Genomic DNA, 15,593 nt, shown 5'->3' with positions numbered 1-15,593 from the left:
CTCCGTCCCGCAATCATTCTATCGGGAAACCACAATGACCTTCACCTCTCGTCTCGCCACGGCCACGCTCGGTGCTTTTCTTTCCGTTGCCGGTTTCGCACCGGCTTTTGCAGCGGATGTCTTCGATCTGTCGCCGGACCAGCCAGGCCGCGTCAGGGTTGAAAAAGACCCCGGCGCAATTGCCGCTATTCCCAAGGATTTCAAATTCGTCACACCGGGCAAACTCACCGTCGCGGTCGCACCCGGTGGGCCACCGCTTGCGACCTATGCGACGGATGCAAAAACTGTGGTCGGCGCAGACCCTGATTACGCGCTTGCGGTGGCCGACAGCCTCGGCCTCGATCTGGAATTGGTGGCGGTGGCCTGGGCGGACTGGCCGCTGGGGCTTGCTTCCGGCAAATACGATGCGGTGATCTCGAATGTCGGTGTGACCGAACAGCGCAAGGAAAAGTTCGATTTCTCCACCTATCGTCAGGGCCTGCACGGATTTTTCGTCAAGTCGGATAGCGGTATAACCGCCATCCGCGAGCCGAAGGACGCGGCCGGCCTGAGGATCATCGTCGGCGCTGGCACCAATCAGGAGCGTATTCTGCTGAAATGGAGCGACGAGAATGTTGCCGCCGGGTTGAAGCCGATCGAGTTGCAATATTACGATGATGAAGCCACACGGTTTGTGGCGCTTTCTGCGGGGCGGGCGGATGTGATCGTCCAGCCGCATGCGCAGCTGGTTTTCATCGCCGCACGCGACAAGACCATCAAGCGCGTCGGAACCCTCTCCGCTGGCTGGCCGGAACGGTCCGATGTCGCCATCACCACCCGTAAGGGCTCAGGACTGGCCGATGCGCTGACGCTTGCCACCAACGATCTGATCAAGAGCGGCGCTTACGCGAAGATCCTGGATCGCTGGCAGCTATCGGAAGAAGCCCTGCCGGAATCGCGCACCAACCCACCCGGCCTGCCAAAAAGCTGACCGGTCGAATAAATGCGGCGGACGACAATACCCGCAGGCTCAGGCCTTGCGGGTATTGTTTTGTCCGTCAGCCCTGGGCGGGAAGGGCGCGAAAGAGTTGTCGCAATTCGCCAACAAAGGGTTTGAAGAAACGTGAGAGCGGCCGCGCCGTGTTGGTGGAAACGGCGACATTCATCGTCACTTCAGGCATGAACGGGCGCACCGTCACTCCCTCGAAACTGTTCCACCGCACCAGGCCGTCAACAAGGGCGATGCCGATACCGCCACGCACCAGCGGCACAGCGCCGACCGACGAGGTGACCTGCACCGAGACATCACGCATAAGCCCGTCGCGTTCGAAGACCTCGTTCAGCTGCGGGCCGATCTCGTCCGCCTGGTTGCCGTAGGAAATCAGCGGTCTGCCGGCGAGGTCGCGCGGCGTCACCGTCATCATCTCGGCCAGGGCATCATCATGCCGCATCACCGCCACAACAGGCACGGAGGCAAGAATTTCACTGCGCACTGTTGGTGCCTGAATGGTGGACAGCGTTACCGCAAAATCGATGTCTCCCAGCAGCAGCTGCTCGGCAATTTCCTTTTTGGGCAGGGCGTTGAGGTGGATTTTGACGGTCGGATGCGTCTGCCGGAAAGCGAGCAATGCTTCAGGCAGCACGGAATAGGTGACCGGCAGGCTGGCCCCGATGCGCAGAAGGCCAAGCTTGCGCTCGCCGATGGGGCGCGTCGTTTTTTCAGCCCTTCCAGTTCACGGAAAACCCGGTCGGCATCCTCGTAGATCAGATGCGCTTCCATCGCCGGCACCAGCCGCCCGCCGATGCGCTCGAACAGCTTGTAACCCAGCTGGCTTTCCAGATGGTGCAACACCTTGCTGACGCCGGGCTGGGAAACGGCAAGCGAATTGGCAGCCGCTGTCACGGAGCCGTCGCGCATGATGGCGCGGAAAATTTCAAGCTGTCGGGCGTTCATGGAAACCTCCGGCGTCATCTCTTCCATAACCCAAGGTTCTGTTCAAGCGACCATTTGCGATTGGTGAGAAACCTTCTGCCGTGGAAATCTGTGACGGTGCAGGAGAGGTGCCTGCGAAGGTTTTGGGAAAGGAAACGCGGATGCTTGCCAGATTCAGGCGCATCGCCGAAGAGCGACGCGCGGTTTGCCCTGTCCTGATCGACGGCATGCCGGTCGAGGCGCTGGAGGGAGACACGGTGCTGACGGCGCTGATGCTGTCGTGCGGGTTTGCCCGCCTTTCGGAATTCGCCGATGGCAAGCGCGCGGGGTTCTGTCTGATGGGCGCCTGTCAGGATTGCTGGGTCTGGACCGGGGAAGGGGAGCGGCTGCGCGCCTGTTCCACCGCCGTTCGCCCGGGCATGGATATCAGAACCGAGGTTCCGGAGGGGTTATGGCAGATTTGCGCGTCGTGATCGTGGGCGCCGGCCCCGCCGGTACGCGTGCCGCCGAGACGCTGGTGCGGGCTGGGCTTCGCCCCGTCGTCATTGATGAGGGAGATCGCAGCGGCGGCCAGATCTATCGCCGTCAGCCGCAGAATTTCAAGCGCTCATATACCGCTCTTTACGGCACGGAAGCGGATAAGGCGAAGGCTCTGCACGACACATTCGACGGGCTTTCAGACCATATCGATTACCGCCCGCAGACCCTGGCGTGGGCAATTCGCGACAATCGCATTCATATTCAGCGCGCAGAGACATCCGAAGCTCTGGATTTCGATGCCCTCATCATCGCATCGGGTGCGACCGACCGCATCATGCCCTTGCCGGGCTGGACGAGGCCGGGTTGTTTTTCGCTTGGCGCGGCGCAGATATCCCTGAAGGCGCAGGCCTGCGCGATAGGGCGACGGGTGGTTTTTATGGGCACGGGGCCGCTGCTTTATCTCGTGGCTTATCAATATATGAAGGTAGGGGCGGTGCCTGTGGCGGTGCTGGATACCACGCCATTCTTCACGCAGATCAAGGGCCTGCCGGGGATGGTGGCACGACCAATGCAGCTCCTCAAGGGCATACGGCTTGTCGCGGCGCTGCTTGCGGGCGGCGTGAGGATCGAACGGGGCATCGTGCCGATAGAGATTATCGGCGACGCTGAGAGTGGCGTGACCGGCATTCGCTATCGGGATGCGTCCGGTGAGGAAAAACGTCCCGCCTGCGATGCCATCGGCATGGGCTATCATCTGCGGGCGGAAAGCCAGCTTGCCGACCTTGCCGGTTGCCGCTTCTCCTTTGATCCGCTGATCCGGCAATGGCTTCCGGATGTGGACAATATGGGGCGGAGTTCCGTGCCTGATGTCTATCTGGCAGGCGATGGCGTGCGTATTCTCGGTGCAGATGGTGCGGAAGCCTCCGGCCGGCTCGCCGCGCTCGCGCTTCTTGAGGATCAAGGTTTGAAGCCATCCCGTGCGGAGATCGGCCGCTGCCGGAAATCGCTGAAAGCCGCGAGCCGCTTTGCGCAGGGAATGGCCCGGGCCTTCCCCTGGCCGCACCTGTTGGTGCGGTCACTTGCCGACGACACGATTATCTGCCGCTGCGAGGTGGTGACGGCGGGCGAGTTGCGCGCAAGTGTGAGCGGCAAGGGCGCGACGGAGGTCAACCGCTCGAAAGCTTTCTCGCGGGTTGGTATGGGGAGATGCCAGGGCCGGTTCTGCGGGCAGGCGGGACAGGAGATTGTCGCCGCCGCCTCTGGTCTATCGGTGGAATTGGCCGGACGGCTGCGCGGGCAGGCGCCGGTGAAACCGCTGCCGCTGGCGATTGTGAAGGGAGGCGATGATGCGTAACACGCTTGCAGAGGCCGATGTCATTATCGTCGGCGGCGGCATTGTTGGAACCGCGACGGCGTTTTTCCTGCGGCAACGGGGTGTCAGCGTCATTCTGCTGGAGCGGTTCCTTGTCGGTCAGCAGGCGAGCGGCACCAATTTCGGCAATGTCCGCCGACAGGGGCGTTATCTCGGGCAGCTTCCGCTCGCCAACAGATCGCGGGATATCTGGAGCAGGATCCCGCAATTGACCGGTGCGGATGTGGAATTCATGCCGGTCGGCCATATCCGGTTTCTCTGGGCGGAAGAACAGATCGCCGTGGTCGAGAAATATCGCGACGATGCCGCGCAATATGGTCTGGAATTGCAGATCCTCTCGCGCGAGGCTGTCAGGCAGAAATTCCCCTTCATCGGACCGGAGGCAGTTGCGGGATCATGGTCGCCGCATGATGGTCACGCCAATCCGCGCCTTGTCGCGCCCGCCTTTGCCCGCGCGGCGCGGCGGGATGGTGCAACCATCGTGGAAAATTGCGAAGTTCTGGCCATCGAAAAGGCGGGCGAGGATTTCCGGGTGACGACGGCGGAAGGGGAATATCGCGCGCCCTCGGTGCTGGTCGCCAGCGGTGCATGGGGCGGCGGGTTTGCCGGCGCCCTGGGAGAGGCGGTGCCGCTGGAAGTGGCCGGCCCGCAAATGGGCGTGACGGAACCTTTGCCATGGTTCATTCACCCCGTCGTCGGCGTCTCCACCAAAATTCCCGGCGAGGTCATTTATATGCGGCAAATCCCGCGCGGAAACGTCATTTTCGGCGGGGTGAAACGATGCGCCGCCGCGCTGGACGAACGCCGGGCGAAATATGATCCCGCCGGGCTTGATGCTCAGCTGCGCCAGTTGCTGCGGCTGGCTCCCGCTTTGCGCCATGCCCGGCTGATCCGCACCTGGTCCGGCGTGGAAGGTTATATGGCCGACGATCTGCCGGTCATGGGGGGAAGTGCTGCGACCTCCGGCCTTTATTATGCCTTCGGCTTCAGCGGCCACGGTTTCCAGATCGGGCCGGGTGTTGGCGACGTGATGGCGGAGCTGATAGCAACCGGGAAGACTACGACGCCGATTGCGGATTTTCACATCGGCCGGTTCCATCGCGGTGAGTCTGTCGCATCCCATTAAGGGAGGGTCAGAAATCGGCGACCTTGCCCCAGGACGAATCGAGGAAGCGGCTGGGGTGATAGGGGGCGGCATCGACGATCGGGTTCGAGCCCGTCACGATATCGGCGATCAGATGGCCGGCACCCGGTCCGATGCCGAAACCGTGGCCGCTGAAGCCGGCGGCGAGGATGAAGCCGGGCAATTCGCTGGTTTCGCCAATGGCGGGCACACCATCGGGCGTGCTGTCGATGAAGCCCGCCCAGGCGGCGGAAATCCGGGTTCTGCCGAGGGCCGGCAGAAGCTTCAGTGCCCTTTCATGGGTCTCGCGGATGGCGGCGGCATTGGGTTTCGGATCGAGAATACGAACCCGTTCCATCGGCGTCGGCGCATCGAGCCGCCAGCGTTTCAGCGTCTCGTGGCCGCCGCGAAGACCTTCCAGCCCGCCTGGCCGCAGGCTTCGCCAGCGCTTGAGAAACATCGGAACAAATTCACGGGCAAACCGCATCTGCTGCGCCGTCGGGTCGATGCGCCCCAGCCCGCTGATAGCGAGAGTATAGCCGCCGTCTTTTCTCTTCGTGGCTGAGACGGCGGCGGTGTGCAGTGCATCCGGCAGCCCCTCCGCACCCGGCGTGACGGACAGAATGGAGGAGCGGACGGAGGCCTGCGGGAAACGAATGCCGAGCTGGCGGCAAAAGGACGACGCCCAGGCCCCGCCGGACATGATGGCGGTTTTGGTGCGGATCGCGCCTTTTTCGGTGACAACGGCGCTGACACGGCCGCCTTCCGTCTCAAGGCCGCGCGCGGCGCAATTCTGATGCACCGTGCCGCCCAGTTTGATGATGGCGCGCGCCACGGCGGGCGCAGCCATGGAAGGATCGGCCGTGCCGTCTGTTGGTGAAAACACACCGCCCTTCCAGCGCTTGCCCGTAGATCGGCCGCGTTCGCTCGCCTCATCGGCGCTCAGCATATGGGTCGTCACGCCTGCGGTAATGGCAAAATCGCGCCAGCGCGCCCAGCCGGCAAGCTCGGCTTCATTGTCGCTCAGATAAAACAGCCCGCAGCGCCGAAAGCCCGTGTCCTCGCCGCTCTCTGCACCAAACTCTTCCCAGAGCGCCAGGCTCTTGGTGGAAATCGGCAATTCGCGGGCGTCGCGGTTCTGCTGGCGGCACCAACCCCAGTTGCGGCTGGATTGCTCCGCCCCGATCAGGCCCTTTTCGACCAGCGCCACTTTCAGGCCGCGCCGGGTGAGATAATAGGCGGCGAAGACACCGACGATGCCGCCGCCGATAATGACGGCGTCCGCAGATGTCGGCAGTTCCGGCGATGTCGTGATCTGTTGCAGCGGGGCGGGCATGGTCGGACTCCTTATATTCGTCCTAATTTACCTCAGCTGGCGTGTAAACGCTGCCAGACTGGGCGTCTTGCCGGAATCTCATGCTGTTGGTGGCCACGTCTGCAACTCTTTATGCTGCACCAAAAAAACATCTCCACGTCGACAGGGCGCGCCCATGTGGTAAGATTTCCGATACCGCGCCAGAATTTTATGCCGCGTGTTCAAAAAACAAAAAAGGGGTTCCGCACGTGATGAAACTTGACCGGATCGATATCAAGATCCTCTATGAACTGCAGAAAAACGGTCGCATCACCAATGTCGAGCTGGCGGAGCTTGTCAATCTGTCGCCCAGCCCTTGCCTGATGCGGGTAAAGAAGCTGCAGGCGGAAGGTTATATCGAGGGTTATTCGGCGCAGATCAACATCAACAAGCTCGGCCAGACGCTGACTGTTTTCACCGAGATTACGCTGAAGAACCACCGCCAGATCGATTTCGCCCGCTTCCTCGGCGTTGTCGAAAAGATCGACCAGGTGGTGGAATGCCACCTCGTTTCCGGGGGTTACGACTACCTGCTGAAATTCGTCACCTCTGGCATCGTCGAATACCAGTCGATCATGGAGCGACTGACCGATATGGATGTCGGCATCGATAAATATTTCAGCTTCGTGGTGCTGAAATCACCGATCATCAAATCGCATATGCCGCTGACCAGCCTGTTTCCGCTTTGAGGTGTGGGATACGGCCCTTTGCAGGGCCGTATCATCCCGTTCTCACCTCTTCGAAAACGCCCGCACCAGCTCCGCATCCTGCTGCAGATTGTCGAGCCATTTCGGGTCGAGTTTCGGCACCGAGGAGAACAGCAGTTTCGAATAGGGGTGGGTCGGCGACTTGATCGCTTCCGTCTCCAGATGCTCTACCTTCTGCCCGCCATACATCACGACGATTTCGTCACAAATGGTCTCCACCACCGAAAGATCATGGCTGATGAAGATGTAGGAGAGGTTCAGCTCCCGCTGCAGTTCCCCGAGAAGATCGATGATCGCGGCCGCGACCACGGTATCGAGCGCCGAGGTGATTTCATCGCAGATGATGAGCGATGGTTCGGCCGCAAGCGCCCGGGCGAAATTGACACGCTGCTTCTGCCCCCCGGAAAGGCCGGAAGGATGGCGATGGCGAACCGAGCGCGGCAGCTTCACCATATCGAGAAGCTGGTCGATCCGAGCATCGCGCGCCTTGCCCTTCATACCGTGATAAAAGGTCAGCGGCCGGCCGAGGATGTCCTCGATGGGTTTGGACGGGTTGAGTGCCGTGTCCGCATATTGGAACACGATCTGCATGCGGCGAAGCTGATCGCCGGTCCGTCGGCGTGCATCGGCATCCAGTTCCTTGCCTTCGAAGATCACATGGCCGCTTGCCGCCGGCAGAATGCCGGCAATGGCGCGCGCAAGTGTCGATTTTCCGCAGCCGGATTCGCCGATAATGCCGAGATTGCGGCCGGGATAGACTGAAAGACTGACGGAATCCACCGCACGCACTAGCGGCATCTTGTCTCCGCCCTTCGTTCCATATCCGGCGATCAGCTCCTCTATATCCAGGAGGGGCGTGGCCTGCTCCTGTTTGATGGGTGTGACAACGCGTGCCTTGTCGTGAAAAGCCGTCAGCAATTCCCTAGTATAGGGATGCTGCGCATTTTCGAGGATATCCGCCGTGGTGCCGGTTTCCTGCACCTCGCCGCCTTTCAGCACCACGATCCGGTCGGCAATCTGGGCGACGACGGCAAGATCATGCGAGACATAAACGCCGCCGATACCGCCCTTGCACATTGCCGATTTGAAGGCGCGCAGCACCTCGATCTGGGTCGTGACATCGAGCGCCGTGGTCGGCTCGTCGAAGATCACCAGCTTCGGGTTGCCGATCAGCGCCATGGCGGCGGACAGGCGCTGAAGCTGGCCGCCGGACACCTGATGCGGGTAGCGCTCGCCGATGGTCTCAGGGTTGGGCAGCGACAGGGCCTTGAAGAGTTCTACCGCCCGCACCCGCGCCTCCTGCGGCGGCATCAGATGGTGGATGCGGGTGACTTCGATCACCTGGTCGATGATCCTCTGCGCAGGGTTAAAGGCGGCGGCCGCACTTTGGGGCACATAGGTCACCTTCGTGCCGCGGATCGTTGCTCGCTCGGCTTCGGAAAGCTGCACCATGTCGCGACCCGCCACCTTGACGCTGCCGCTGGAAATGCGGCAGCCCGGGCGGGCATAGCCCATCAGCGTCAGCGCAATGGTGGTCTTGCCGGAACCGCTTTCGCCGATCAGCGCAACGATCTCGCCATCGGCGATGTCGATGTCCACACCCTTGATGATGTCGATGCGGCGGCCGGAATCGGTGGTGGCCTCGACTTTCAGTCCGCGGATTTCAACGAGATTGCTCATTATTCGCTCCTGTCGCGGATTTTCTGCGGCAGATTGTCGATCAGCAGGTTGACGCTGATCGTCAGGCTGGCAATCGCCAGGGACGGGAAGATGACGGCGGGTGCCGCGAACGGCAGGCCGCCGATGTTTTCGCGCACCAGCGCACCCCAGTCCGCATTCGGCGGCTGCAGGCCAAGACCAAGGAAGGAGAGGCCTGACAGCAGCAGCACGATGAAGACGAAGCGCACGCCAAGATCGGCCAATACGGGACGGACGATGTTCGGCAGGATTTCGGAACCGATGAGATAAAGCAGGCTTTCGCCGCGCACGCGGGCGACGGTGACGAAATCCATGGTGTTGACATTGACGGCGAGCGCCCGGGCGAAACGATAGGCGCCCGGCGTATAGATGACCGAGAGCGTGATGATCAGCACCGGTATGGACGAGCCGACGGCGGCGACGACAACGAGGCCGAAAAGCTTGCTCGGAATGGAATTCACCGCATCGAGAAACCGGCTCAACGCCGCATCGAACCAGCCGCCGATGACGGCGGCGCACATGCCGAGCACGACGCCGGAGGTGCAGGCGATGGTGACGGCTGCGAGCGATATGCCGACCGTGAAACGCGCGCCCATGAGAATGCGGGAAAACACGTCACGGCCGAGGTAATCGGAACCGAGCCAGAGATCTGATGTCATCGGCCCGAAATAATCGAGATCGACGATTTCACCGACTGGATGCGGTATGAGATACGGCGCCAAGATTGCGACCATGGCCCAGGAAAAAATCATGAGAAAGCCGAAAACGCCGACTGCGTTGATCTTGTAACCCAAACGCGAAGTCCCCGAAGTTGTTTTGATATTGTCGGCCATCAGCGCAGCCTCGGATTGGACATGATGGTGATAATGTCAGCCGTCGTGATGAGGAGGAGATAACCGACGCAGAAGATCATCGCGCAGCTCTGGATCAGCGGCAGGTCGCGGGTTGCGACGCCATCCACCATCAGCTTGGCGATGCCAGGATAATTGAAGATCGTCTCAACGATGATGACGCCGCCGACGAGATAGGAAAGTGACAGCGCCACCGCATTGACGATGGGGCCGAGCGCATTGGGAAGCGCATGGCGAAGCACGATGCGCATGCGCGGTGCGCCCTTCAAAAGCGCCATTTCGACATAGGGCGTATCCAGCGTTTCGATGACGGCGGCGCGGCTCATGCGGATCATCTGCGCTGAGACGACGAAGGTCAGCGTGATGACCGGCATGGCATAGACCCGCAGTACATCGAAAAGCGTGTGAACCTCGCTGACCAGCGAAAGCGCCGGCAGCCATTTCAGGTAAACGGCGAAAAGCAGCACGGCGAGTGTGGCGATCATGAATTCCGGCACCGAGATGACACCGATGGTCAGCACGGTGACGGCCCGGTCATAAAGCGTTCCGCGCAGCATGGCGGAGCTGATGCCAAGCGTGAGCGCCAGCGGCACGGCGATGATGGTGGTAATGCCGGCAAGCTTCATGGAATTGACGAAGCGCGGACCGATAAGATCGGCAATCGCCATGTTGTTGGCATAGGAGGTGCCGAGCTCGCCATGCAGCAGGCCAAAAAGCCAGCGGACGAAACGCAGCAGGGCCGGGTCGTCGAGATGCATGGCGGTCCGCAGGCCCGCCACGGCCTCCGGCGTCGCCGCCTGGCCGAGAAGGATCGTCGCCGTGTCGCCGGGCAGCAGGCTGGTGGCGGAAAAGACGATAAACGACACGATCAGCAGCGTCGTCAGCATGACGACCAGCCGCCTGGCGATAAGGGACAATATCCGGCTGTTCATTCACACGCTCCTGCGACCTGCCTGATTGTGGAGGCTTCCCGCATCCTGCGGAAAACGTGCCGGGCGCATTTTCGCGCCCGGCCCCATGGTCTATCAGGCTTCAAGCCAGACGTATTCCGCGAAGGAATAACCCATCATGCCGCCGAGCGGATTGGCTTCCAGCCCCTTCAGCTTGGAGGTGATGGCGTCGACATTCGAAATATAGGCGGGGATGATGGTGCCGGCTTCGTCGGCGATCATCGTTTGCAGTTCGAAGTAGATCTGCTTGCGCTTCTCCATATCGAGCATGCCGCGTGCTTCCAGCATCAGCTTGTCGAATTTCGGCGACTTGTACTGGCTTTCGTTCCACGGGGCGTCTGAAGCATAGAGCAGCGAGAACAGGATGTCCGGCGTCGGGCGCGGGTTGATGTTGCCGAAATGGACCGGCGCCTTCAGCCAGTAATTGCTCCAGTAACCGTCGGAGGGAACACGCTGCACATCCAGCTTCACGCCGATTTCGGCGGCCGAAGCCTGGATGATCATCGCCATGTCGACCGAAGAGCTTGCTGCATCCGATGCGATGACCGGAATGGACTGGCCGATGAGGCCTGCCTTCTGGAAGTGGAATTTCGCCTTCTCCGGATCGAAGGCTTTCGGCTTGAGATCCGGATTGTGATAGGGGTTCATCGGCGGAACCGGCTGGTCGTTGCCGACTTCACCGAGGCCGCGCAGGGCCGCCTTGACGATCTGCTCGCGATTGACGATCGACTTCATACCGGCAATGAAATCGGCATTGTTGCCGGGCGCCTGGTCGAGACGCATGTTGAGGTTGGTGTAGTTCCCCGATGTCGTCTTGGACAGAACGACACCTTCCTGCTTGTCGAGCAGGCGAAGCGCACGTGGGTTGATGGAGGCCGCGAGCTGGATATCACCCGAGAGAAGGGCGTTGACGCGGGCATTGTCGTCCGAAATCGCCATGAATTCGAAACTGTCGATGTGCGGCCCGCCGGACTTCCAGTAATTGGTGTTCTTGGCCATGATCGAACGGACGCCTGGCTCGAATTTCTCGAGCTTGAAGGCGCCGGTGCCGTTGCCCTTGGAGAAATCCGTGGTGCCGTCGGCAACGATCATGAAATGGTGCAGAGCCAGAATGGATGGCAGGTCGGCATTCGCGTTCGCCAGCGTGATTTCGACCGTGCTCTTGTCGAGAGCCTTGAAGCCGGTCATCTGCGCGGCAATCTTGGCGACCTTGGAGCCGACGGCCGGATCGAGATGGCGCTTCAGCGAATAGACCACGTCATCGGCGGTCAGGGCCTTGCCGTCATGGAAGGTGACGCCGGAACGCAGCTTCACCGTCCAGGTCTTGGCGTCCTTCGTTTCGATGGCTTCGGCCAGCTCCAGCTGCGGCGTGCCGGAAACATCGAGGAAGCTCAAACGGTTGTAGAGCGCGCAGCAACGAACATAATCCGTCGAAAGCGAGGCTTTCGCCGGATCGAGCGTATCGGCGGTGGAGGAGGACCAGCCGGCGGCCTTTAGCGTGCCGCCGGAGACCGGCGTTGCGGCCACGGCATTTGAGGCGCGACCGAGAATGGCCGAACCGGCGGAAAGGGCGACACCACCCGCCAGCAGCATGTGAAGCAGCTCGCGCCGCGTTGCGCCGCGTCGGATCGCCTGTTCAACGGCGGCATCGTCGGAGCGGGTCCAGTTTGTAATCCTGTCACTCATGGTCTTCCCCTTTTGTATGATTTGTTGAAATGCATCTGAAGAAATTTCAGGCATGCCGCATCCCAGTTCGCGGCACGCCACTGGCGGTGCGGCTTAACCGCCCGCTTGCCTCGCGGCGTCGGCAAGGCCGGCCATTGAGGTAAAGTGATAGTCCGGCTCGGTGAAGTTTTCCGGTTCGATGGTGCCGCCATATCCCTTCTGGGCGTGACGCCGCTCGATCCAGCAATTGGTCATGCCCAGTTTCCGGGAAATGCCGATATCGTGATACTGGCTTTGCGCGACATGGAGAATGTCATCCTTCGATGCGCCTTCGCTCTCCACAAAAGCAAAAACCTTTTCGAAGAAGGCAGGATCGGGTTTTTCCGTGCCGGTATCATCCGCCGTGAAGGCCGCATGAAAGGGATTGCCGAGTTCCTTCGCGAAATATTCGAAGGCCCAGCGCTGGGCATTGGTCATGGCGATGAGGCGATGCGTCTTGGCAAGCTCGGCCATGGCGGCGCGGCTGTCTTCAAAGCCTTTCCAGCTTTTTGCCGCGTCGCGCAGGCGCTCGCCGAAAGCGCGTTCCGCCGGCAGTCCAAGTTGCGGAGCGATGATCAGGTAGACGCGGACGAGATCGTCCGGAAACAGGTCGGTCGCATCGGAGTAACGGGCTGCGCGATAAAGGGCGAGCGCCTTTTCACCATCGACCTCCACGCCGTTTTCCGCGCCGATTGCGGCCAGCGTCGATTTCAGGCCGCCTTCGAAATCGATGAGGGTCCCCACCACGTCGAAGCTCATATATTTGAAGTCGCTCAGTTTTTTGGGCAATGTCGGTCTCCGCTTGGCCGCCTCGGCCTCTTGGGGAGGCTGCGGCAGATTATTCTGTTCCCGGACGGGATCCTTGCCCCGTTCCCATTTGTAATTACGCCCTTTTTTATGGCGTTTAGTGCCTTTTGCATTAATAGTTTGGCACTTTCGGCACGCCGGATACGCCGAAATGGATCGGCTCTTCGGCAGAATATTGCGAATATGCGGTGCGTTGCGACATTTCGAGAGGGTGCCGCAACGCTGCCCTTCTATCGGCTCAGGCCATGGCGGCCCTGACGGCCGGGTCTTCGAGCGTCTGGTCGAGTGTCTTCAGCGTCCGCTCGATAATGGCGTCGATCTCGCTATCGGTGCAGCAGAGCGGCGGCGCGTAACCGAGAATGCCGTTTGCAAAGGCGCGCACGATCAGGCCGTTTTCCCAGGCGCGGTCGAAAACCTTGCGTGCAGGGGCCGCTGCAGCCGGCAGCGGCGTCTTTTTGTCCTTGTCCGTCACAAGTTCGATGGCGGCGAGCATGCCACGGCCGCGCACATCGCCAACCAGCGGATGGCTTTTCAAGCCTTCCAGGCCGGCCATCAGTCGTTGACCGGCGCGGCGGCCGTTTTCCAGCAGCCCGCCCTCGTAGAGTTTCAGCACTTCAAGGCCGACAGCGGCGCTGACGGGAGGGGCGGAGTAGGTGTATCCATGCCCCACGGCGGCATCGCCGGCAAAGTCGGCTATTGTATCATAGACGTGATCCGCCATGAAGACGGCGCCCATCGGCACATAACCCGACGTGAGACCCTTTGCAGCCGTGATGAAGTCCGGCACGATGTCCTCGTCCGTGCAGGCAAAGAGCGGTCCGGTGCGGCCGAAGCCGGTGATGACCTCATCAGCGACGAAGAGAATGCCATAGGAACGGCAGAGTTCGCGCATGGCCTTGATCCAGCCCGGCGGCGGCACCAGAACGCCGCCCGAGCCCTGAATGGGTTCCGCATAAAAGGCGGCGACCCGGTCCGGGCCGATGGCCTCGATCTTGTCTTTGAGAATTTGCAGGGAGGAGGCGATGATCGCGGCCGGATCGTTGCCGGCCGGATTGCGGTAGGCGTAGTGCGACGGAATTTTGTGCTGCCAGTCATAAGGCACACCGAAACCCGCATGGAAAGCGGGCAGCGCCGTCAGACCCGACCCGGCGGTAGTGGAGCCGTGATAGCCCTGTTCGATGGAAATGAACTGATCGCGCTGCGGCTGGCCTTTGGCGTGCCAGTAATAGCGGATGAAGCGGATGGTGCTGTCCACCGCATCGGAACCGCCAAGCGTGAAATAGACATGGTTGAGATCGCCCGGCGCGCGGTCGGCGAGTTCGGAAGCAAGCCGGATCGCCGGTTCACTGCCGATGTCGAAATAGGCAGTGGCATAGGGCAGCTCACGCATCTGTTTGGCTGCCGCTTCGATGATGCTGTCATGCCCGTAACCGGCATTGACGCACCAGAGGCCGGCAAAACCGTCGATGAGCTGGTGACCGGTCATGTCGGTGACCGTGGCGCCGCTTGCCGATTTCAGCACCCGCACACCAAGCTTCTCATGGCCGCGGAAGGAGGAGACGGGGTGCACCAGATGGGCGCGGTCCAGTTCGATCAGTGAATTGCTTAACATGGGTCTCTCCAGATTCAGCCCAGTGCCTGGCTGGTCAATGCGAATGTTTTCAGTTTTTTGTCGGCGGGGATTTCGGTTTTCGACCGGCGCATGGCGATGCCGCCGCCGACATGGGCAAGGCCACGTTCGGCAAGCCAGGGGCCAAGACCGGTATCGGCGGTGGTATCCACGCGCAGGAATGCGCCGGGGCGCTCGGAAACTGCAAAGGCGATCAAATTCTTGGCGATTTCAGCATTTTCCGCCACGACCGGGCCGATGACCTCGCCGCGCCCGAAGGTGCGAAGTGCGGCAAAACCCCTGATGACGCCCTGTTCCTCGACGATTGCGAAACGTGCCCTGTCGGCAAGCGCTGCAAAGAGCGCCGTGCGATCGGCGCCGAAAGCCTGCGCATCGAGTGCCGCAAGCGCGGATGGATCAATGGTCTCGACCCAGTTGACACCGGCTGGCTTGTCGGTCGTCACCGGAATTCCCTGATGTTGAAGCACCTCGCCGCAGGCGACGAAGCCCAGTTTTTCATAGAGCGGCAGGCCGTCCGCCGTGGCGATCAGACGGCATTCGCGATCTTCTGCTGCGTCCATTGCCGCCTGCATCAGTTGACGCCCGAGGCCACGGCCGCGCATGCTCTCATCCACGATCACCATATTGACGGTGGCGCAGCTTTCTCCGAGAAGCGTCGCCATGGCGGTGCCGACGACGCGTCCGTTCTCAAGGGCGACAAAACCCCTGCTCAGGGAAAGGACCAGCGCCCAGTCTTCCTTCCGGTGCGGCCAGCCGGCCTGGCGGGAAAGTTCAACGGCCGCGTCGAGGTGGTCCGGTTGAAACATTTGGATATCGATCAGGCTCGCCTGCATGCCGGAACTCCGTTTTTTCTTACTCTTCATTGATAGACTGACGCCGGAAGAAGATTGTCCCGACAAATGGGAAGGTTCGATATGTTTCGCTGTTGCTTTTATCCGCCGCCGCATCTTATGCCGCATCTTGTCCGCACCCGGTCGTAAAACCAGGGCGGGCGGCGGCTTTCGG

At 61.1% G+C, this 15,593-nt stretch carries 15 protein-coding genes; 5 read left to right on the top strand and 10 right to left on the bottom strand.

The features are described from left to right. The first annotated feature begins 34 nt into the window (after nucleotides 1-34). Complete coding sequence (locus ASB65_RS17585; protein WP_060724848.1) at nucleotides 35-970, top strand: ABC transporter substrate-binding protein; 936 nt, start codon at nucleotides 35-37, stop codon at nucleotides 968-970. 67 nt (nucleotides 971-1,037) lie between these two features. On the opposite strand, the gene ASB65_RS28955 is transcribed toward ASB65_RS17585, so the two are convergent. Further along, entirely contained in the window at nucleotides 1,038-1,607 is a 570-nt protein-coding gene (locus ASB65_RS28955; RefSeq protein WP_245301397.1) for a LysR substrate-binding domain-containing protein, read from the bottom strand. Then, a complete protein-coding gene (locus ASB65_RS28950) occupies nucleotides 1,499-1,933 on the bottom strand; it encodes a LysR family transcriptional regulator (protein ID WP_245301395.1) in 435 nt (144 codons plus the stop codon). The genes ASB65_RS28955 and ASB65_RS28950 overlap by 109 nt, the downstream gene beginning before the upstream one ends. Nucleotides 1,934-2,073: 140 nt before the next feature. On the opposite strand from ASB65_RS28950, the gene ASB65_RS17575 reads away from it, so the two are divergent. The 3 genes from ASB65_RS17575 to ASB65_RS17565 are packed head-to-tail and all read left to right on the top strand — an operon-like array spanning nucleotide 2,074 to nucleotide 4,890. After that, nucleotides 2,074-2,385, top strand: coding sequence for a (2Fe-2S)-binding protein (locus ASB65_RS17575; protein ID WP_060724847.1), 312 nt, complete (start codon nucleotides 2,074-2,076; stop codon nucleotides 2,383-2,385). Continuing rightward, nucleotides 2,364-3,746, top strand: coding sequence for an NAD(P)/FAD-dependent oxidoreductase (locus tag ASB65_RS17570; RefSeq protein WP_060724846.1), 1,383 nt, complete (start codon nucleotides 2,364-2,366; stop codon nucleotides 3,744-3,746). Before ASB65_RS17575 ends, ASB65_RS17570 begins: the two co-directional genes overlap by 22 nt. Further along, entirely contained in the window at nucleotides 3,739-4,890 is a 1,152-nt protein-coding gene (locus ASB65_RS17565) for an NAD(P)/FAD-dependent oxidoreductase (protein ID WP_060724985.1), read from the top strand. The genes ASB65_RS17570 and ASB65_RS17565 overlap by 8 nt, the downstream gene beginning before the upstream one ends. Nucleotides 4,891-4,897: 7 nt before the next feature. On the opposite strand, the gene ASB65_RS17560 is transcribed toward ASB65_RS17565, so the two are convergent. Further along, on the bottom strand, nucleotides 4,898-6,223 hold the full coding sequence (locus ASB65_RS17560; RefSeq protein ID WP_060724845.1) for an NAD(P)/FAD-dependent oxidoreductase: 1,326 nt from the start codon (nucleotides 6,221-6,223) through the stop codon (nucleotides 4,898-4,900). A gap of 230 nt (nucleotides 6,224-6,453) precedes the next feature. Here ASB65_RS17560 and ASB65_RS17555 point away from each other — a divergent pair, with 230 nt between their 5' ends. Next, nucleotides 6,454-6,930, top strand: coding sequence for an Lrp/AsnC family transcriptional regulator (locus ASB65_RS17555; RefSeq protein ID WP_003506856.1), 477 nt, complete (start codon nucleotides 6,454-6,456; stop codon nucleotides 6,928-6,930). Between the two features lie 42 nt (nucleotides 6,931-6,972). Here ASB65_RS17555 and ASB65_RS17550 read toward each other — a convergent pair whose 3' ends face one another. From ASB65_RS17550 to ASB65_RS17520, 7 genes are all read right to left on the bottom strand, one after another. Beyond that, complete coding sequence (locus ASB65_RS17550) at nucleotides 6,973-8,628, bottom strand: ABC transporter ATP-binding protein (RefSeq protein WP_060724844.1); 1,656 nt, start codon at nucleotides 8,626-8,628, stop codon at nucleotides 6,973-6,975. Continuing rightward, on the bottom strand, nucleotides 8,628-9,479 hold the full coding sequence (locus tag ASB65_RS17545) for an ABC transporter permease (RefSeq protein WP_020812188.1): 852 nt from the start codon (nucleotides 9,477-9,479) through the stop codon (nucleotides 8,628-8,630). The genes ASB65_RS17550 and ASB65_RS17545 overlap by 1 nt, the downstream gene beginning before the upstream one ends. Continuing rightward, nucleotides 9,479-10,429, bottom strand: a complete 951-nt coding sequence (locus tag ASB65_RS17540) for an ABC transporter permease (RefSeq protein WP_060724843.1) — start codon at nucleotides 10,427-10,429, stop codon at nucleotides 9,479-9,481. Before ASB65_RS17540 ends, ASB65_RS17545 begins: the two co-directional genes overlap by 1 nt. 93 nt (nucleotides 10,430-10,522) lie before the next feature. Further along, nucleotides 10,523-12,133, bottom strand: a complete 1,611-nt coding sequence (locus ASB65_RS17535; protein ID WP_003506850.1) for an ABC transporter substrate-binding protein — start codon at nucleotides 12,131-12,133, stop codon at nucleotides 10,523-10,525. 93 nt (nucleotides 12,134-12,226) lie between these two features. After that, nucleotides 12,227-12,940, bottom strand: a complete 714-nt coding sequence (locus tag ASB65_RS17530; RefSeq protein WP_003506848.1) for an HAD-IA family hydrolase — start codon at nucleotides 12,938-12,940, stop codon at nucleotides 12,227-12,229. A gap of 256 nt (nucleotides 12,941-13,196) precedes the next feature. Then, nucleotides 13,197-14,570, bottom strand: a complete 1,374-nt coding sequence (locus tag ASB65_RS17525) for an aspartate aminotransferase family protein (protein WP_060724842.1) — start codon at nucleotides 14,568-14,570, stop codon at nucleotides 13,197-13,199. 14 nt (nucleotides 14,571-14,584) lie between these two features. Beyond that, the gene (locus ASB65_RS17520) at nucleotides 14,585-15,421 is read right to left on the bottom strand and encodes a GNAT family N-acetyltransferase (protein ID WP_060724841.1); all 837 of its coding nucleotides are present in this window, start codon (nucleotides 15,419-15,421) and stop codon (nucleotides 14,585-14,587) included. Between the last annotated feature and the right edge of the window lie 172 nt (nucleotides 15,422-15,593).

This window comes from Agrobacterium tumefaciens str. B6 (genome assembly GCF_001541315.1).
GTDB lineage: Bacteria > Pseudomonadota > Alphaproteobacteria > Rhizobiales > Rhizobiaceae > Agrobacterium > Agrobacterium radiobacter.
Note: the sequence above shows the minus strand (reverse complement) of the source record. Positions and strands in the feature narration are given on the sequence as shown.

Coding starts and splice junctions, on each gene's coding strand:
- ASB65_RS17585 (WP_060724848.1), top strand. CDS start 35: ATGACCTTCACCTCTCGTCTCGCCACGGCCACGCTCGGTGCTTTTCTT.
- ASB65_RS28950 (WP_245301395.1), bottom strand. CDS start 1,933: ATGAACGCCCGACAGCTTGAAATTTTCCGCGCCATCATGCGCGACGGC.
- ASB65_RS17575 (WP_060724847.1), top strand. CDS start 2,074: ATGCTTGCCAGATTCAGGCGCATCGCCGAAGAGCGACGCGCGGTTTGC.
- ASB65_RS17570 (WP_060724846.1), top strand. CDS start 2,364: ATGGCAGATTTGCGCGTCGTGATCGTGGGCGCCGGCCCCGCCGGTACG.
- ASB65_RS17565 (WP_060724985.1), top strand. CDS start 3,739: ATGCGTAACACGCTTGCAGAGGCCGATGTCATTATCGTCGGCGGCGGC.
- ASB65_RS17560 (WP_060724845.1), bottom strand. CDS start 6,223: ATGCCCGCCCCGCTGCAACAGATCACGACATCGCCGGAACTGCCGACA.
- ASB65_RS17555 (WP_003506856.1), top strand. CDS start 6,454: ATGAAACTTGACCGGATCGATATCAAGATCCTCTATGAACTGCAGAAA.
- ASB65_RS17550 (WP_060724844.1), bottom strand. CDS start 8,628: ATGAGCAATCTCGTTGAAATCCGCGGACTGAAAGTCGAGGCCACCACC.
- ASB65_RS17545 (WP_020812188.1), bottom strand. CDS start 9,479: ATGGCCGACAATATCAAAACAACTTCGGGGACTTCGCGTTTGGGTTAC.
- ASB65_RS17540 (WP_060724843.1), bottom strand. CDS start 10,429: ATGAACAGCCGGATATTGTCCCTTATCGCCAGGCGGCTGGTCGTCATG.
- ASB65_RS17535 (WP_003506850.1), bottom strand. CDS start 12,133: ATGAGTGACAGGATTACAAACTGGACCCGCTCCGACGATGCCGCCGTT.
- ASB65_RS17525 (WP_060724842.1), bottom strand. CDS start 14,570: ATGTTAAGCAATTCACTGATCGAACTGGACCGCGCCCATCTGGTGCAC.
- ASB65_RS17520 (WP_060724841.1), bottom strand. CDS start 15,421: ATGCAGGCGAGCCTGATCGATATCCAAATGTTTCAACCGGACCACCTC.